Annotated in this window: 14 protein-coding genes and 3 pseudogenes; 12 read left to right on the top strand and 5 right to left on the bottom strand. The window is 54.0% G+C overall.

The features are described from left to right. Positions 1-6: 6 nt before the first annotated feature. From ALQ04_RS06845 to ALQ04_RS26875, 4 genes and pseudogenes are all read left to right on the top strand, one after another. Entirely contained in the window at positions 7-1,419 is a 1,413-nt protein-coding gene (locus tag ALQ04_RS06845) for an aldehyde dehydrogenase family protein (RefSeq protein WP_012723261.1), read from the top strand. A 239-nt stretch (positions 1,420-1,658) separates the two neighbouring features. After that, positions 1,659-3,068 (top strand): amino acid permease, encoded by a 1,410-nt coding sequence (locus ALQ04_RS06840; protein WP_012723262.1) that lies wholly within the window; start codon positions 1,659-1,661, stop codon positions 3,066-3,068. Between the two features lie 145 nt (positions 3,069-3,213). Next, positions 3,214-3,303: pseudogene (locus ALQ04_RS27625) on the top strand (hypothetical protein); the annotation flags it as partial. Between the two features lie 258 nt (positions 3,304-3,561). Beyond that, a pseudogene (locus ALQ04_RS26875) lies at positions 3,562-3,714 on the top strand (IS3 family transposase); the annotation flags it as partial. 61 nt (positions 3,715-3,775) lie between these two features. On the opposite strand, the gene ALQ04_RS06825 reads toward ALQ04_RS26875, so the two are convergent. After that, a complete protein-coding gene (locus ALQ04_RS06825; protein WP_043205098.1) occupies positions 3,776-4,684 on the bottom strand; it encodes a LysR family transcriptional regulator in 909 nt (302 codons plus the stop codon). A 166-nt stretch (positions 4,685-4,850) separates the two neighbouring features. Here ALQ04_RS06825 and ALQ04_RS06820 point away from each other — a divergent pair, with 166 nt between their 5' ends. The 5 genes and pseudogenes from ALQ04_RS06820 (at position 4,851) to ALQ04_RS06800 (ending at position 9,339) form a co-directional block, all read left to right on the top strand. After that, positions 4,851-6,149, top strand: a complete 1,299-nt coding sequence (locus ALQ04_RS06820; protein ID WP_012723264.1) for an MFS transporter — start codon at positions 4,851-4,853, stop codon at positions 6,147-6,149. A gap of 38 nt (positions 6,150-6,187) precedes the next feature. Next, the gene (locus ALQ04_RS06815) at positions 6,188-7,804 is read left to right on the top strand and encodes a M81 family metallopeptidase (protein WP_224265903.1); all 1,617 of its coding nucleotides are present in this window, start codon (positions 6,188-6,190) and stop codon (positions 7,802-7,804) included. Positions 7,805-8,073: 269 nt separating this feature from the next. After that, positions 8,074-8,292: pseudogene (locus ALQ04_RS06805) on the top strand (aminotransferase class III-fold pyridoxal phosphate-dependent enzyme); the annotation flags it as partial. 19 nt (positions 8,293-8,311) lie between these two features. Beyond that, positions 8,312-8,461 carry a hypothetical protein gene (locus ALQ04_RS27620; protein ID WP_158309469.1) on the top strand — a complete coding sequence of 50 codons (150 nt, stop codon included), beginning with the start codon at positions 8,312-8,314 and terminating at the stop codon, positions 8,459-8,461. A gap of 260 nt (positions 8,462-8,721) precedes the next feature. Beyond that, complete coding sequence (locus ALQ04_RS06800; protein WP_012723266.1) at positions 8,722-9,339, top strand: LysE family translocator; 618 nt, start codon at positions 8,722-8,724, stop codon at positions 9,337-9,339. Positions 9,340-10,022: 683 nt separating this feature from the next. Here the strand turns inward: ALQ04_RS06800 and ALQ04_RS06795 are convergent. Beyond that, a complete protein-coding gene (locus tag ALQ04_RS06795) occupies positions 10,023-10,901 on the bottom strand; it encodes an MBL fold metallo-hydrolase (protein ID WP_122315065.1) in 879 nt (292 codons plus the stop codon). 103 nt (positions 10,902-11,004) lie between these two features. Here ALQ04_RS06795 and ALQ04_RS06790 point away from each other — a divergent pair, with 103 nt between their 5' ends. Both ALQ04_RS06790 and ALQ04_RS06785 read left to right on the top strand, forming a co-directional pair. Further along, complete coding sequence (locus ALQ04_RS06790) at positions 11,005-11,907, top strand: LysR family transcriptional regulator (protein WP_122315064.1); 903 nt, start codon at positions 11,005-11,007, stop codon at positions 11,905-11,907. A 175-nt stretch (positions 11,908-12,082) separates the two neighbouring features. Continuing rightward, positions 12,083-12,862 (top strand): DUF2242 domain-containing protein, encoded by a 780-nt coding sequence (locus ALQ04_RS06785; RefSeq protein ID WP_122315063.1) that lies wholly within the window; start codon positions 12,083-12,085, stop codon positions 12,860-12,862. 106 nt (positions 12,863-12,968) lie between these two features. On the opposite strand, the gene ilvA is transcribed toward ALQ04_RS06785, so the two are convergent. Next, positions 12,969-14,483, bottom strand: a complete 1,515-nt coding sequence (gene ilvA, locus ALQ04_RS06780) for a threonine ammonia-lyase, biosynthetic (RefSeq protein WP_122315062.1) — start codon at positions 14,481-14,483, stop codon at positions 12,969-12,971. A gap of 144 nt (positions 14,484-14,627) precedes the next feature. On the opposite strand from ilvA, the gene rpiA reads away from it, so the two are divergent. Continuing rightward, on the top strand, positions 14,628-15,299 hold the full coding sequence (gene rpiA / locus ALQ04_RS06775; RefSeq protein WP_122315061.1) for a ribose-5-phosphate isomerase RpiA: 672 nt from the start codon (positions 14,628-14,630) through the stop codon (positions 15,297-15,299). Positions 15,300-15,356: 57 nt separating this feature from the next. Here rpiA and ALQ04_RS06770 read toward each other — a convergent pair whose 3' ends face one another. Further along, a complete protein-coding gene (locus ALQ04_RS06770) occupies positions 15,357-16,250 on the bottom strand; it encodes an SdiA-regulated domain-containing protein (protein ID WP_122315060.1) in 894 nt (297 codons plus the stop codon). A gap of 162 nt (positions 16,251-16,412) precedes the next feature. Next, entirely contained in the window at positions 16,413-17,333 is a 921-nt protein-coding gene (locus ALQ04_RS06765; RefSeq protein ID WP_122315059.1) for an SdiA-regulated domain-containing protein, read from the bottom strand. Positions 17,334-17,403 lie beyond the last annotated feature (70 nt).

Here is a 17,403-nt window from a genome sequence, read left to right as displayed (position 1 = left end):
CTAGAGATGGCTAATTCAAACCTTGCTATTGCAAATGTCTGTGACCAAATTGAAGTATTCAATCCTTTTGATGGAAGCATTATAGGTACAGTAAAAGAGGTTCACGCAGCAGACGTAAAAATGCTTCTTGAACAGGCCAGAATCGGCGTGCAGATCTGTGCAGCCCTGCCTCGTTATCGTCGTTCGCAAATACTTGAGCTGGCTGCGCAAAATATTGAGCGAGATGCAAAATCGTTTGCCAAGTTGATTACTCAAGAAGCTGGCAAGACAGTTAAACAGGCAGAAAAAGAAGTCAAAAGATGCGTCAACACTCTCAGGCTCTCTGCTGACGAGGCTAGGCGCAACGCTGGTGAGGTGCTGCCTTTTGACGCATACGAAGGTTCCGAATCCCGTCAAGGCTGGTTTTCCAGGGAACCGTTGGGATTGATTGTCGCAATTACACCCTACAACGATCCGCTGAACCTGGTCGCACATAAGCTGGGCCCCGCAATCGCGGGTGGGAATGCCGTGATTCTAAAACCGTCTGAGCTTGCCCCATTATCTGCGATCAAGTTGGTGGATTACTTGTTTGAGGCCGGGCTGCCACAATCGGTGGTCACAGTAGCAACAGGTGGCGCTGAACTGGGGAAAGCACTGGTTGCCTCCCGTGAGGTTCGGATGATCTCTTTTACTGGCGGTTTCGTAACAGGCGAGCACATTGCGCGTGGTGCCGGTTTGAAGAAACTAGCAATGGATCTGGGCGGTAACGCGCCAGTGATCGTATTGGAGGATTGCGATCTTGAGGCAGCAGTCGAATCATGCGTCTCGGGTGCCTTCTGGGCTGCTGGACAAAACTGCATTGGCGCACAGAGGTTGCTGATCCAGGAGACCATTTATGAAGAGTTTCGCGAACGTTTCGTTGCGTTATCTTCGAAACTGGTAGTTGGCAACCCAGCGTTGGAGAGTACAGATGTTGGCCCAATGATCAGTGCTCAAGCCGCGATGAACGCAGAAAAAGTAGTAGGTGAAGCTTTACAGCAGGGTGCAAAACTGTTGTGTGGACATCTTCGGGAAGGTGCCTGTTACGCTGCTACAGTGCTTGAAAATGTAAGTCACAATTCGCTACTGTGGTGTAACGAAGTTTTTGCTCCGGTAGTAGTTTTGGAGCCTGTTACAGGTTTAGATGAAGCCATCGCATTTGCAAATGAGCCAGACTACAGTTTGCATGCAGGAATTTTCACCAACGACCTGAACAAAGCCTTGTCCGCTGCTCGCCGAATTGAGGCGGGTGGAATCATGATTAACGACTCATCCGACTATCGATTTGATGCAATGCCTTTTGGTGGTTTCAAATATGGGAGCTTAGGGCGAGAGGGTGTCCGCTTCGCATATGAAGATATGACGCAACCAAAGGTGATTTGTATAAATAAGCTTAATTGAGCGGGTAAATATAATCTGGTTAGGTCTTTAGCATTGGATATGGTTTGGTCACCCCGTCCAGTGCTTTTTTTATGATCCAAGGAGCAGTTGGTTCTCTTGATGTTGTTATTGCTATAAATATTGAAGCGCCATGGAGCTCACGGATTAGAGTCGTGCTCGGCACTCATGTGTCTGGGCACAAGAAAGCATAAGACTGCCAAGCTGAATTCTAACAAATACAACTATCGTAAGGCGAAGCTATGAAAACTGTAGAAATTGAAGGTGGCGACGAACTTCGACGTGGGCTGAGCAACCGTCATATACAGTTAATATCGATAGGCGGCGCTATCGGGACAGGACTGTTTATGGGTTCCGGAAAGACTATTGGTGTTTCAGGGACTTCGATCATACTGACGTATACGGTTATCGGTTTTTTTCTATTTTTTGTGATGAGAGCTATGGGGGAGTTGCTACTCTCAAATCTAAAATACAACTCGTTCACTGATTTTTGTAGCGACTACATTGGCCCATGGGCAGGTTATTTTATTGGTTGGTCGTATTGGTTGACCTGGGTGGTCGTCGCTATTGCAGACTGCACCGTTATCGGCGGTTACCTTCGCTTTTGGTATCCTGAACTCCCAACCTGGATACCAGCGCTCGGTGTATTAGCCGTCCTACTGTCAATCAATTTGGTTGCAGTTCGACTTTTTGGCGAAATGGAGTTTTGGTTTGCGCTGATTAAAGTTGTCGCAATCGGTGCGTTAATCGTAACCGGCTTTATCATGGTCAGTATATCTTTCGTATCACCCGTCGGTGTTACCGCATCGCTCTCTCACTTGTTAGAAGAAGGTGCTGTATTCCCTCATGGGATAACTGGATTTTTTGCAGGTTTTCAAATTGCAGTATTTTCATTCGCTGGTATTGAGTTGATCGGAACCACTGCTGCAGAAACAAAAAATCCGAAGGTCACCCTGCCTCGTGCGATCAACTCGGTACCCGCGCGAGTCTTGTTCTTCTATGTGCTTTCTCTCACTTGCATTATATCAGTCTCGTCCTGGGGGGAAATTGCCGCAGATAAAAGTCCATTTGTTCAGCTGTTTATACTTGCTGGTCTTCCAGCAGCTGCTGGGATCATAAATCTGGTTGTGATCACGTCAGCTATGTCAGCGGCAAATAGCGGTGTTTTCGCCACAAGCCGTATGCTCTTTAGTCTGTCAGCTAACGGGCGAGGTGCAAAGTTATTCCAGAAGCTTTCCAAGTCTTCAGTGCCTGTCTTCGGTTTGATTTTTTCCTGCCTGTGTATGCTCATCGGTTTAGGCTTATTGTTCATCATCCCTGAAGTGATGACCGCATTCACTATCCTTACTACAATTTCCGCGATCTTGTTTATTTTTGTATGGTCTATGATCGTAGTTGCGTACCTCATCTACCGTAAGCGTAATCCTGAGCTGCACAAAAGCTCTGATTTTAAGATGCCCTGCGGAATTGTCATGAGTTGGTTGTGCCTGTTGTTCTTCGTCTTCATCCTAATCTTATTAGCGCTTGAACCAGATACGGCTCAGGCTCTATCTATAATGCCAATTTGGTTCTTGCTTTTAGCGGGTCTTTACTCTCGAAATCGGCGCAAGTCCGCTAGCTTAAGTGTCGGCTCTGAAGCGATTAATGGGTAAGTTCCTAAGGTTTGCTTGTTTTGAATAGCTTGGTTTGTCGTTTTGATGTATGCGTCCGGCCAAGTCATCTACCCAGCCCCGCAAGGCCAGGACATGGTGTGCACTTAAAATTAAGTGGACACCAGTTCTAGCCTTTTAAGCGGGTATTTCATGCATTCCACAACGCCGTTTCTACTCCAAGTTCTTAAAAGCCCAGGTCATTCAAGAGTGTGTTGAGCCCGGAGCTTCAATTGCCAGCATCGCGCTCAGCCATAGCCTCAACGCAAACTTCGTACACAAATGGATTCGTAGGAAAGTGCAGAAAAGCACGGCGCTGCTACCTGCATTCATTCAGTTACCCATGCAGCTGGCCGTAGCAAATTCGCACGCAGCATCATCAAATATCTGCGTTGAAATCCAGTACCCGCGCGGCGCCGGCAAAGTGAACTGGCCAACCGAAAGTGCTGTTGCCTGCGCGACCTTTCTTCATAAGCGCTCCATGAACCCAACATTTTTTTTTCAGCTTCTTAAGCGGGAACGGATCAAGCGAAAAATCTATAGCACGCGAAAAGATGCTCGTAGCGATATGTTCGTTTACATTGAGATGTTCTACAACGTAAAACGCCGCCATGATTTTAACAATCAGCTTTCACCGATAGAGTTTTAAAAGCTTTACACAATGAGCTTGCAAGGTGTTTAGAGAGTCCGGGGCGATTCATTCTGCATTACTAGGCGAAGATCCGCATGCGTTCGATCATGCGTTTCTTCAATTCGTTAGCTGCAGCGGTAAGAGGACGGCCATGACGCACCATCATGCGCGCCTTTGTAGACTGTAGTAGGTGATTTTCGATAGGTATTGCGATGAGTTCGCCATTAGATATCTCTGTTTGAACGGAAAACTTACCTAATAACGTGAACTCATTACTTTTCTTCACGAACTGTTTAAGTACCGCCAAAGAGTTTGTGGTGAGTCCTGTTTTCAATTTTATATTTTCCGAATATTCCAACATTTGAACCAGTTGCCGAAGGCCGTACGAAGACGGCATTGTAGCCAGTCTGTGATTGACAAGGTCTTTCGCCTTTAGTGGGCGGTTGAGGCTGGCCAATTCATGTGTAGGATGTACAACGACTGATAACGGTCGCGGCGCGGTTGCACAATATTCGATGTCGGGATGAGCCGGAGGATTGTAAGCAAGCCCGATATGAGCGCGTCCATCGATTACATCACTCACAACGCTGTTAACGGGAAGAATATCGACCCACACGTCCAAGCGTGGGTAATCGGTAGAAAAATCACTCACCACATCGCCTATAAGGCTCTCGATGTAACCCTCACTCGCAGCGATTCTCACACCGCCGTGCTCGAGACCCTGCAATGCTTGGATCTTCATCTCGAATTGCTCTTGCTCGCCTTGGCAGGCCTGCCAGTACTCCAGCAAGTGCTGCGCCGCGTCAGTCGGAACGACACCTCGTGCCACGCGTTCGAACAATGCTGCTCCGACCTCACTCTCCAGGAGCTTGATCTGCCGCGTGATGACGGACGCTGCGGTGTTCAAGCTGTCCGCTGCGCCACGAATCGATCCCTGTGTCAGGACTTCATAGAAATAACGCAAACGTCGCTGATTGATCTCACGCATTTTCAACCTCGTGTTGCCTTCTGGGCAACGGTCTCGGCTCGCAGTTGCTCTTGCTGGTAAGGGCATTGGGAAACATGATGGAAGCATCCCGAGCACGATCGGGCACAACAACAATTAGTATTTTCCGGCAGTCGATCATTGCTGGAGAACATACGGGAATAGCTTCATGACAATTCTCTCCGATGCCAAAATAGCGGTAGGCAATATACCCTCTGAACAGCTTTACCGTAAGGTTAGCTGGCGAATCATCCCTCTTTTGATGGCTTGCTACTTCTTTGCATGCCTAGACAGACAAAATATTAGTTTTGCTAAGCTTCAAATGCAAGTTGATCTATCCATCTCGGATGCTGTTTACGGTCTGGGGGCGGGAATATTTTTTATCGGTTACGTACTGTTTGAGATTCCTAGCAATTTACTGTTACCCAGAGTTGGCGCAAGAAAAACAATTGCTCGAATACTCATACTGTGGGGGTTGACCTCTGCGGCAATGATGTTTGTAAACAGCATTGGAATGTTCTACTGCTTGCGTTTTTTGCTTGGCGTCTTCGAAGCAGGCTTTGCTCCTGGCATGATTTTCTATCTCACCTACTGGTATGGTGAGGCTCGTATGGCACGAGCCTTGGCACTTGTTCTCATGGCCGGCCCGATTTCAGGCGTACTCGGAGGGCCTTTGTCTGCTTTGCTGATGACTGCTTGCGATGGAATGATGGGCCTCAGCGGGTGGCAGTGGATGTTCTTCTATGAAGGTATTCCTTGCGTATTCTTGGGCTTCGTAGTTTGGAATGTACTTGCTGATCGCCCCGATACTGCCAAATGGCTTTCCCCAAGCGAGAAAGATTTGCTTGAAACTCATACTCGCCAGCCAGGGGCGAAGCATCACTCATTTAAACACGTACTTGGTGATCCACGAATCTATGTAATGGCAGGCGCCTACTTCTGTCTTATCTGTGGTATCTACACTGTCAACTTCTGGCTGCCAAGTATTTTGAAAGAAAATGGTGTCTCTAATACCATGCACATCGGTCTGCTGACCAGCATTCCTTACTTGGGCGCGATCGCGAGCATGTTCTTGGTCGGTAAAAGCTCCGATAAGCATCAAGAGCGGCGATGGCATAGCGCAGTGCCTGCCGTAGTAGCGGCAATTTGCTTGGGTGTGGCGACCTATTTATCTAGCAGCATCGTCGCGTCAGTACTCTTCATGATTGTTGCGACGATGATGATGTACGCAGCATACACAGTATTCTGGTCTATCCCGTCCAAATACCTAAAAGGGGATGTGGCGGCTGGTGGAATCGCACTGGTTAATACCATCGGTTTGTTGGGCGGCTTTTTCAGCCCGACGATTATAGGGTGGGCAACTTCAGTGACTGGAAGCCTTCATGCTGGGCTTTACGTGATGGTCGGACTGTTAGCTGTTGGAGCACTTTTGCTCTCTCTGATTAAGCTCCCATCCCTAAGCAAGTGATTGCTTAGTGGCAGCGCACCACTCTTGGTGTAAGTAAGGTGGCGCTCAATGCGATCGCTACTTTCACCTTATTGTATATACCGCTCAAAGATTTTATCTGTGGAGGTCACATGACTACTAGTGCAGCTGAGCCTAAGAAAGTTTTAGTGGCCGGGTTTCAACACGAGACGAATACCTTCGCGCCTTCTAAAGCTGCATTTCTGAATTTTGAGCGGGGAGAGGGTCACCCTGCGTTACCGCGCGGTGAAGAGTTTCTTGCGCTTCGTGATGTAAATATTCCTGCAGGAGGTTTCATCAAGTCCGCCGAGGAGCGAGGCTGGACGGTAATACCCGTAGTGTGGGCTGGAGCAAGCCCATCGGCTCATGTCACTGAGGATGCATTCGAGCGCATTGCAAACGAAATCTTAGAGGCTGTATCGCTCGGCGGATTTGATGCTGTGTACCTAGATTTGCATGGCGCAATGGTCACTGAGCATTTCGACGATGGGGAAGGGGAGCTTCTCGCCAGAATCCGCAAGGTAGTGGGCGCTTGTATTCCGGTCGTTGCATCTCTAGACCTCCATGCCAACGTCACCGAACAGATGCTTGAGTCCGCAAATGCGCTTGTTGCATTCAGAACCTATCCACACGTTGATATGGCCGAAACTGGTGAGCGATGCGCTGACCTTTTGGAAAAGCTTTTTTCCAAGGCTGAGTGCGATTTGACCGTGTGCCGCCTTCCTTTCCTGATTCCGATCAATAGTATGTGCACGCTGCTTGATCCGGCGAAATCTATGTACGAGCGGGTGGCACACTATGAGTCAGGACAGGTGCATTCAGTCTCCTTCGCGGCAGGTTTTCCTGCAGCGGACTTCTGTGAATGTGGGCCCGTTATCTGGGGGTATGGTAGGCAAGCATCGAGCGCTGTGGAGGCATTGTATGCCGAGATGCTCATGAATGAAGCTCACTGGCAGGTTCCGTTTATGGAGCCCGAGGAAGCAGTCCTGGAGGCTATGCGTATTCTTGACGTTGGAGGTGGGGACGGGCCTGTGGTCATTGCTGACACTCAGGACAATCCCGGGGCTGGTGCTGATTCAAATACAGCGGGGATGTTGCGTGCGCTGATAAGCGCAGGAGCAAAAAATGCAGCCATCGGTCTGATGTACGAGCCGGATATTGCGATGCAAGCCCACCAAGCAGGGGTGGGGGCCAAGCTGGAGTTGTCATTCGGAGGGAAAAGCGGAGTGCAAGGTGATGATGCCTTGACCGGATTGTTTGAGGTCGTATCACTCTCAGATGGCGCATGCCGCTACGATGGCCCGATGAAGCATGGAATGATCGCTCAATTAGGCCCTGTCGCGGCGCTGCGAATTGGCGAAATCACTGTCGTAGTGAGCTCTACAAAAGCTCAGATGCTGGAGCGAAACCTCTACAGGATTGCGGGTGTGCAGCCAGAATCAATGGATATTTTGGTCAACAAAAGCTCAGTGCATTTCCGGGCTGACTTCCAAGGGATCGCACGAGCGGTATTAGTGGCTAAGGCCCCTGGGCCAATGTTGGCGGATCCCGCTGACTTGCCTTGGAAAAATCTCAAGCCTGGAATGAGGCTGAAGCCATGCGGCCCTGAATTTGTGCCTAGTATCCTAAAAACTCGCCTCACTTGTGCGCTTGAGTGAGAGCCCATGCCAACAACGTGTTCGTGAGTTGGAAGGGCTAGGGGGCATTCGCGGTTATCCTGTTGTTATCGAGTCGTAGAGCTGGCTCAGGCGCTGAACCGTCGGGGCAATCTGGCATCGTTGATGCCTCCGTACCCCAGCACCAGAAGTTCATCATCGACGGTTGCATAAAGCTGGTAAGAGCCTCTCAGGGTTAGGCACAAATTCTGGTGCACGACGAATCATTTCCCGGACGATGCCTTTAGGAATAACGGTGACTGCGATGTGGAGGCCTGCTGTACATCGCCGACGAAGTCCAATCCGGCTTCGGGCGCACTGGCTCCCATCTTCGGGGCTTCCAGCGCAACGGCGTCGATCCCGATATCGTGACCATGGGTAATGGTCAGCCGATCGCCGCCGCGGTCATGCGCTCTGATGTCGTCGAAGAGTTCGGCCGTACCGCTCGCTACCTCAATACCTTCGGTAACAACCCAGTGTCCTGTGCTGCGGCTAATCGCGGGGAATGCGATGGCACAAAGCGTCACCGTTATCTCGTACGGCGGGGCGAGTAAGGATGCTCAGATCACGGCTGTCTACACGCCGTTCGAGAAGGAAGCCAGTACGGAAGTGATCGCCGGTGAGTGGAACGGTGAGATGGCCAAGGTGAAAGCCATGTAACCGAGCTTTTTTGTTCCAGCAGATGAGAAGCTGCCAAGTGACGATCCCGCCTCGGGGGGGGCTGCAATGAGATCAACAGACTGTCCAGCTTCTAGGAGCTGTCTCGCGTGGGGCAGCATGGCTGTCGTGCAGCCGGGAGTGTTAGCATCGCTTCTGGGGGAGGTTGAATCGCAGAAGGTCGACACGATCATTGGCAGCGATACACTTGGATGTTTAGATACCAGCTGGCTTGGGTGAAGCTTTCTTCGATGGAGATGGCGATGTTTGATATTTCGGCTGTCGTAACGGTGTTAACGGTTTCTGCAGTAGGTGTGATGATTCCTGGCCCGAGTTTCGTTGCCGTTGTTCATAAGGCTGTGTCGGGCTGCCGTACTGATGCAATCGCATTCGTAATGGGCATCGTCGCGGTCAACCTGATTTGGGCCACTTGTGCGATTTTCGGCATCGGCATGGTGTTCAAGCTCTTCCCATGGCTCGCAGCGGCAGTAAAGATCGCCGGCGGCGCCTACCTGGTATGGTTTGGATTGAGGCTCATCATTGCTTCGCGTACCGCGGGTGCTAAACCACAGATGAAGCCTAAATCAACCGGCCTTCGTGCTGCCTTTTTTCAAGGTGCCGCCATGAATACCATGAACCCAAAATCTATAGCATTCTTCGCCGCTATATTTTCCTCAGCGGCACCTGCGCATGTATCGACGGCTACTTTTTTGGCGATGCTTGCGGCAGTCGGCGCCACGGCTCTGTGCTGGTACGGACTGGTCGCGCTCGTCCTGTCGCATGCGACCATTGCCAAGGCCTACCAAAACGCCAAGAGAACTGTCGACCGCATTTGTGGTGTGCTTCTTATCGGACTTGGCGTACGCCAGATCACCCGTTGAGCGAAGGGCTCGAGCGCTGTGGTTCAGCGCATCGGTGAGTGCTGTTCCCTTGGCGCCGATTCAACCCGAGTCTGGGGCTTGGTTGGATCTACTGGTTACACCATTCCGTCAGTAGAACTCCCGTCCACGGTAAAGCATTGATGTGGGAAGAGGTCGGGTAGGGGAGCAGAGAACCACCGCAGTATTGGCAATCTCCTGTGATTCAACCAGTCGACCTTATGACTACTTGGCGACGTACTCCTCCCAAACGACCAGCATCCCCAAGCTCTTTCGCCACACGTGCTTGGGGTTGAGAGATTTTACGTTCGGTCTTGGTAGCACCTGGGTGCAGACCGACAACACGCACGTCATGCTAGATCCCTTCTAAACTTGGAGGTGCAAGTCCTCTACTACCACTGCCCTGGGAGAGAGTTTGAGTCGTCCTGCCCAAAAAAGAATTCTTAGATTGCCAGACGCTCATTATAAGTACACAATCAAGTCCATCGTTGATTCGAAAATTTTTAAAAATTTAGAGCGTTCAATGAGTTAGAGGATGAGTCATGATCCCGTCCGCTGCGCCATACAAAGCTTCAAGGCCTTGAACTCCTTGAAGCAAAAGAAAAAGCGACCTTAACCGGTCGCTTTTTTTTGCCTGCGATTCAGGAACGCAGCCTGCCTCTCGACAGGCGCCGTTCACTGCATGCTCACCACTTCATCTCGCCCTTGGCTACCTTGGCGCTCAGTTCCAGCGAAGACTCTTCCGCCAGTTTTGGATAATGCGCTTTCATTGCCTTGATCAATTCTGCGGAGTCCCTGGCCTTGGCGGTTTCTGCATCAAAGGTCTTGATATAGGCAGCGGTAAAGGCGGGGGATTGTTCCGGCTTCTGTTCGCCGGTCAGGAAATGGCCCGGCACGATGATCGCAGGCCTGAGCTTTTCGATGCTGGCCAGGGTTGCCAGCCAGTCTTGATGCGACTTGGCACTCTGGGTGTCGGCCATCCACACATGAATGTTGCTGGCCAGCACTACGCCGCCAACCACGGCCTTGATGGACGGTATCCACACGAAGGTCCGGTCAGGCTGCGGGCCATCAAGGCCAATGATCTGTAACTCATGCCCCTCAAGCTGCAGATGGCTGCCCTTGAGCACTTCCGGGACGATGATTCGGCTCGGCGCGCCGTCACCCAGTTTCGGTCCCCAGTAGGCCAGCTTGCCGTCCATGGTCTGCTTGATATGGGCAACGGTTTTGGCGCTGGCGACGACTTTGGCTGCAGGGTAGGCCTCGGTAATGGTTTGCAGGCCGAAATAGTAATCCGGGTCACCATGGCTGATGTAGATGGTGGTCAGGTTCTTGCCGCTCTTGCGGATCTTCTCCACGATTTGTTCGGCCTGCGGTTTGGCAAACTGGGCATCGACCAGGATGGCATCCTTCTCGGCGCTGACCAGCACCGACGACACCGGAAAAATCGCCTCGGTCCCGGGATTGTAGACGTCCAGTTTCAAAGGCTGGGCCGCCAGGCTGGTGCTGGCGAAACCGAGCAGGGCGATACTGGCAAACAAGCGTCGTGCACGTAGCGGTAGCATGAAAGACTCCATTGGACTGTGTTGGGAGTCAGCAGGTTAGTTGAGATTTATGAGCTGAAAAACGCTAGATTAGGCCCATGTTTGTTTCTGAAATCGGTCGAATATGGACAAGTTGCAGGCCATGCAGGCGTTCGTCACCGTTGTCGACTGCGGCAGCCAGACCGCTGCTGCGGATAAACTCGGTGTGTCACGGCCGGCCATCTCCCGGTTTCTGGCCGAGCTGGAGGAGTGGACCGGTGCGCGGCTCATGCACCGCACCACGCGGCGCCTGAACCTGACTGCCGCAGGTGCCGAGGTCCTGCCGTTGTGTCGGCGGATGCTGGATCTGGCGGACGACATGCGCGCAGTCGTTTCCGCCCCCGAAGATGAGCCGAAAGGATTGTTGCGCATCACCTCCAGCACGTCGTTTGGCCAGGCTCAACTGACCCAGGCGATCACCGAGTTCGTCGGCCGTTATTCACAGGTGCGTGTCGACATGATGTTGCTGGACCGGACCGTGAACCTGGTCGACGAACGCCTGGATCTGGCCATTCGCATCACCAACGACCTGGACCCCAACCTGATTGCACGACGCCTGACCACATGCCGATCCGTGGTCTGTGCTTCGCCGTCTTATCTGCAGGCGCACTCGACGCCCAGGCGCATTGAAGACCTGGCCCTGCATAATTGCCTGACCCATTCCTATCACAGCAGCAGCCTTTGGCATTTCACCCATAAGGGAGTGCCATGCAGCGTCGCGGTCAAGGGCAACCTCAGCACCAATGACGCGATCACGTCCCTGCAAGCTGCGCTGTGCGGTGCAGGTATTGCGCTATTACCCACGTATCTGGCTGCTCCGCTCATCAAGAGCGGGCAGTTGCTGCCGCTGCTGAGCCAGTACCAGCCACTGGAACTGAGCATCCATGCGGTCTACACCTCCCGCAAACACATGTCCTCGGCCTTGCGGGCGCTGCTGGACTTCCTGGCTGAGCGCTTTGCCCCCGAGCCGCTGTGGGATCGGGGTTGAGATAGGGCGGATTACAGCGCTGGTTGCTCATTGCAAAGCCTGGACACGAATATTTCGCCATTTGTATCAGCATCTTTTCACTGTCTGCGTTGATCCTGCGCTGCCCTTGTTGCAGACTTACCGACGTTTTCCCGGTCTGCAGTTCTGCTGACAGTTATCTTCCCCAGGATCCTCGATGTTTAAGTTACTGAACTTTCGTACTGCATGCTGGACGTCCGTCCTGCTGCTCGCTGCTGGCTGTTCGTCGCCCAAGCAGGCCGTTTACGATCATGAGCATTTCGATGATGCAGGGACTTTCTCCAGAAGCTATCCGGCCAGCGATGATTCGTCCTGTGAAGCCGGGCGACGTGCCTTGCTCAGCCAGGGCTACATCATTACCAGCAATGATCCGAAAATGATCAGCGGTCGCAAGAGCTTCCAGCAGACGGGTGAGACACATATCGAGATCAGCTTCAATCTGGTCTGTGCCGCCGATGTCGGTGGGGCCGGTTCGACCATGTTCGCCAACGCCCTGCAGGACCGTTATGCGCTGAAGAAGACCAATAACTCGGCCAGCCTGGGGGTAGGTGTGCTGGGGTCGGTATCGATGCCGATCGGTTCTACCGATGATTCGATGGTCAAGGTTGCCAGTGAGACGGTTGCCTCGGCCAAGTTCTATGAGCGCTTTTTCGGATTGGTAGAAAACTTCCTGCCTCCGGAAGTGAAGCAGGCGGCGCATATCGTCGAGAAACCCAAGGCTGACCTGGGTGTGCCTGAAGCCGCTCCGGCTCCGGTTGCGGCTCCAGTTGCTCCAGCCGCTGTAGCGCCCAAGCCGGTTGAGGAGGCACCGAAAGTCGAGGCAGTCCCGGAAACTCCAATCCCGGCAGCGGGCAGTGAACCTGTGGCAGCACCAGTAGAACCGGCGACCTTCAGCGCCGAGCCGGTCGAGCCTGCCGAAGCGGAACAGCCACAGTAGGGGCAAATTCATTCGCGAAAAAAACGACATATTTATGTCGGATGTTCTGGCCCTTCGCGAATGAATTCGCTCCCACATGATGTGCACAGGTTGCGCGGCGCGGGGCTTATCCCAAAAACAGTTTGTAAGCCGGATTCTGGCTCTCATCCCAGTACGGGTAGCCAATCTCGTCCAGCGCTGCGCCGACCAGATGCCGCTCTTCCTCCGGCACCACCAGCCCGGCCACTACGCGGCCATCCGCGGCGCCGTGGTTGCGGTAGTGGAACATCGAGATGGTCCAGCGGCCGCCCAGTTTATTCAGGAAGTTGAACAGTGCGCCGGGCCGTTCCGGGAACTCGAAGCGCAGCACCACTTCGTCGCTGACCCGCTCGGCATGCCCGCCGACCATATGCCGGATGTGCAGTTTGGCCAGTTCGTTGTCGGTCAGGTCCAGCACCGGGAAGCCTTGCTCCGTCAGGCTGCCGATCAAGGCGCTGCGCGGGTCGTTTTCCGGGTGGGTCTGCACACCGACGAAGATGTGCGCTTCGCGGTCGGTGTGGTAGCGGTAGTTGAATTCGGTGATCTGGCGCTTGCCGATGGCCTGGCAGAACGCCTTGAAGCTACCCGGCTGCTCGGGAATGGTTACCGCGATGATGGCTTCACGGCCTTCACCCAGTTCGGCACGCTCGGCGACATGGCGCAGGCGGTCGAAGTTGACGTTGGCGCCGGAGTCGATGGCCACCAGCGTCTGGCCGCTGATGCCGCGCTGCTCGACGTACTTCTTGATCCCGGCCACACCCAGCGCACCTGCCGGCTCGGTGATGGAACGGGTGTCGTCGTAGATGTCCTTGATGGCTGCACAGATTTCATCGGTACTGACCGTGATCACTTCATCGACGTACTGACGGCACACTTCAAAGGTGTGATGACCAATCTGCGCCACCGCCACGCCATCGGCAAACAGCCCGACCTGACTCAAAACCACACGCTCACCGGCAGCCATGGCGGCCTGCAGGCAGTTGGAGTCGTCCGGCTCGACGCCGATTACCTTGATATCCGGGCGCAGGTATTTGACGTAGGCGGCAATCCCGGCAATCAGGCCGCCGCCACCCACTGGCACGAAGATCGCGTCCAGCTGGCCCGGCTGCTGGCGCAGGATTTCCATGGCCACGGTGCCCTGGCCGGCGATGGTGTCGGGATCATCGTACGGGTGGATGTAGACGAAGCCTTGTTCATCCACCAGCTTCAGCGAGTAGGCCAGCGCTTCGGGAAACGAATCGCCGTGCAGCACCACCTGAGCGCCCCGCGAACGCACGCCCTCGACCTTGATTTCAGGCGTGGTCTTGGGCATGACGATAGTCGCCTTGATACCCAGCACCCTGGCTGCCAGCGCCAGGCCTTGTGCATGGTTGCCTGCCGAGGCGGTGACCACGCCACGCGCCAGTTCTTCGGGGCTCAACTGCGCCAGTTTGTTATAGGCGCCACGAATCTTGAAGGAAAACACCGGCTGCAGGTCTTCACGCTTGAGCAGTACCTGGTTTTCCAGCCGCTCGGAAAGCTGGCGAGCGCTCTGCAACGGGGTTTCGACAGCGACATCGTAGACGCGGGAGGTGAGGATTTTCTTGACGTACTGTTCAAGCATCGGGGCGATATCACTGGCGAAGAGGGCAAGGTCGAGAAGTCTACCCCGCACTCCGATCAACGACCATACGAATGACGGGGCTTTGCTGCGCAGTCATCGCTATAATGCGGCCCCTTTTTGCATCTTTGGCACCGTGGAGCCAGCATGACCCAGGATCAACTCAAACAGGCCGTGGCTCAAGCCGCTGTCGATTTCATTCTTCCCAAGATCGACGACAAGAGCATCATCGGTGTTGGCACCGGCTCCACGGCCAACTGCTTTATCGATGCGCTGGCCAGGCACAAGGCCGCCTTCGACGGCGCGGTCGCCAGCTCCGAAGCCACCGCAGCGCGCCTCAAAAGCCACGGTATTCCGGTCTATGAACTCAATACGGTCAGCGACCTGGAATTCTATATCGACGGCGCCGACGAAAGCGACGAACACCTGAACCTGATCAAGGGCGGCGGCGCTGCCCTGACGCGCGAGAAGATCGTCGCCGCCGTGGCCAAGACCTTCATCTGCATTGCCGACGGCAGCAAGCTGGTGCCAGTACTGGGCGCTTTCCCGCTGCCGGTCGAAGTCATCCCGATGGCGCGCAGCCATGTTGCCCGCCAACTGGTCAAGCTGGGCGGCGACCCGGTCTATCGTGAAGGCGTCCTGACCGACAACGGCAATATCATTATTGATGTCCACAACATGAGCATCAGCAACCCGGTGGAGCTGGAAGCGCAGATCAACAATATCGTCGGTGTGGTCACCAACGGCCTGTTCGCGGCGCGTCCGGCAGACCTGTTGTTGCTGGGCACCGCCGAAGGCGTGAAAACCCTGGCCCGCTAAGCAGCGGACCCGGCACTGGGTTCCCACGCGTCATGGGAACCCAGACTGTTGCAAGGCTTACGGTTTGCGAAACTTGTAGAACAGGTTCGGTTCGCTCACGACGTAAAGCGTCCCTTCGTCATCCATGGTGAACCCTTCGGCCTGCGGCACGCTCTTGCTCAAGCCCATCTGGCCCTTTTTCAGCGAAGCGCTGGCAATCGGGCGCCCCTCATCGTTGAGCTCCAGAATCTTTTTCGACTCATCCGACATGGCCATCAAGTGGCCTGTGGGCGCATCGAAGTACAGGCTGGACAGGTCGCGTACAAACAGGCCGGCATCGCGCTTGCCGTCAAAGATGATCCCCAGGTTGCTGTTGCTCTGGGGGAACCCGCGCACTTCGATGATCTGTACCGGCTCGCTTTCCTTGGCGATAAACAGCCGCTGGCCCTTGACGTCGTAGGCCAGGCCTTCAAAGCCCTTGTTACGGCCCACATCGACGCTCACCGTCAGCAGCTCGGCATCTGCGGCATTCAGTGAGCGGGTAGTGTCGTCGACCTTGACCTTGAGCAGCCGTTGCTGACGTTCATCGCTGATGACGTAGACACCCGGGCTGATGTACTCGATCGCTTCCGAATCGCCGAAACCGGTCAGGGGAATGCGACGCAGGATATGGCCATCGAGGCTCAGCTCGACCATTTCATTCTTCTGGTTGGTGACCGTGAACAGGGTTTTACGGTCCGGGTCGAAGCTCAGGGCCGAGACATCGTCCTCAAGCCCTTCGATGACCTGCCCTTCGATCACCACGCGGTAGCGATCAAGGCCAACGGTTTTGATCGAATCCGGTTGCCAGTACATCTGCCAGGCAAACGAGGCGCGTTTTACAAAGCGAAACTCCCGATCAGCAAAAAACAACAAGGCAGCCAGTGCAATCATCAAGGAGAACAGAAGGGCAGATCGGATAGGGCGACGCATCGGGATGACTCAAGGATTGATCGGGGCAGCATGAATATCACGGGAATATGAATTTACCCTTAATAGCGCAATGCCATGGCAGGAGTAAGTTCATTCGCGAAACGGGCACAAACGGCGCTTTCGCGGATGAATCTGCTCCTGCACAAAGGCGGCATTATCCTTTTAGTGCTTGCGAAACGAGTAGAACAGGTTCGGTTCGCTGACCATATACAGGGTGCCGTTCTCGTCCAGCGCAACACCTTCTGCGCGGGGGATGGTGTCTTTCAGGCCGTTCATGCCGCCGAGCAGGGTCATGAAGCTGACCTGCTCGCCGTGCTCGTCCAGCTCCAGCAACAGGTGCGAGTCTGCGGACAGCATCAACGTATGTCCGGTGCGCGGGTCGACACTCAAGGAAGAGAGATTGCGCGCATCCAGCGAGACATTGGGCACTCTCTGCTTCTCGCCTTGCAATACGTCACTGCCGTCACTTTTCCAGGTGAACAACGCTGGCGGACGTTCTTCGCCGAGCAGCAACTGTTGGCGAGTCGGGTCCCAGGCAATGCCCTCGAACCCCTTGTTCTGGTTTTTCGATGGGCCAAGATCATATTGCGGGAAGTCGGCCAGGTTCAGCGTCGTGGTTTCTGCCGTCACCTTGACGATGCTCAACATATGTCGGCGCTCGTCGGTAATCGCGATCAGACCGTCCTTCATCACTGCAACACCTTCGGGATTGCTCCAGCCCACCAGCGGGATCTTGCGCAATACATCGCCCTTGAGGGTCAGTTCGACCAGAAACGGATTCTTGCCCATGACCGAGAACAGCGTCTTGCTCACCGGGTCGTAAGACAGGTCGGAAGCTTCGTCCTTCTCCATGCCGGGCAATTTTCTGGCATCGATATCGACCTTGTAGTCCGGCAGCCAGATGCTGGCGTTGCGGGACGCCTTGCTCTCGAAACGCTCCTGAACCCAGAGCCGCGCACGATCATCCCAGTGCATCAGAAAAGCCAGGCCGTAGCCCATGACCAGAATCAGCAGCAGCCAGGCATACCAGCGCATGACCGGCAGACGGAAACGGCGACTTTGAGACGGAGGTAGCTTAGCCATTCAAGAGTTCCTGAGCTGATAGGACGCAAGCAGACATAAAGCCCTCGGACGAGAGGCAGGCGGATTATCC

It is taken from the genome of Pseudomonas cichorii (assembly GCF_003700275.1).
GTDB classification, from domain to species: domain Bacteria; phylum Pseudomonadota; class Gammaproteobacteria; order Pseudomonadales; family Pseudomonadaceae; genus Aquipseudomonas; species Aquipseudomonas cichorii_B.
This window is presented reverse-complemented; position numbering and strand designations above follow the sequence as displayed.

Excerpts from the sequence above, each read along its gene's own strand:
- ALQ04_RS06845 (WP_012723261.1), top strand. The coding sequence starts at position 7 with ATGGCTAATTCAAACCTTGCTATTGCAAATGTCTGTGACCAAATTGAA.
- ALQ04_RS06820 (WP_012723264.1), top strand. The coding sequence starts at position 4,851 with ATGACAATTCTCTCCGATGCCAAAATAGCGGTAGGCAATATACCCTCT.
- ALQ04_RS06765 (WP_122315059.1), bottom strand. The coding sequence starts at position 17,333 with ATGGCTAAGCTACCTCCGTCTCAAAGTCGCCGTTTCCGTCTGCCGGTC.
- ALQ04_RS27620 (WP_158309469.1), top strand. The coding sequence starts at position 8,312 with ATGGCACAAAGCGTCACCGTTATCTCGTACGGCGGGGCGAGTAAGGAT.
- ALQ04_RS06800 (WP_012723266.1), top strand. The coding sequence starts at position 8,722 with ATGTTTGATATTTCGGCTGTCGTAACGGTGTTAACGGTTTCTGCAGTA.
- ALQ04_RS06825 (WP_043205098.1), bottom strand. The coding sequence starts at position 4,684 with ATGCGTGAGATCAATCAGCGACGTTTGCGTTATTTCTATGAAGTCCTG.
- rpiA (WP_122315061.1), top strand. The coding sequence starts at position 14,628 with ATGACCCAGGATCAACTCAAACAGGCCGTGGCTCAAGCCGCTGTCGAT.
- ilvA (WP_122315062.1), bottom strand. The coding sequence starts at position 14,483 with ATGCTTGAACAGTACGTCAAGAAAATCCTCACCTCCCGCGTCTACGAT.
- ALQ04_RS06770 (WP_122315060.1), bottom strand. The coding sequence starts at position 16,250 with ATGCGTCGCCCTATCCGATCTGCCCTTCTGTTCTCCTTGATGATTGCA.
- ALQ04_RS06785 (WP_122315063.1), top strand. The coding sequence starts at position 12,083 with ATGTTTAAGTTACTGAACTTTCGTACTGCATGCTGGACGTCCGTCCTG.
- ALQ04_RS06790 (WP_122315064.1), top strand. The coding sequence starts at position 11,005 with ATGGACAAGTTGCAGGCCATGCAGGCGTTCGTCACCGTTGTCGACTGC.
- ALQ04_RS06795 (WP_122315065.1), bottom strand. The coding sequence starts at position 10,901 with ATGCTACCGCTACGTGCACGACGCTTGTTTGCCAGTATCGCCCTGCTC.
- ALQ04_RS06840 (WP_012723262.1), top strand. The coding sequence starts at position 1,659 with ATGAAAACTGTAGAAATTGAAGGTGGCGACGAACTTCGACGTGGGCTG.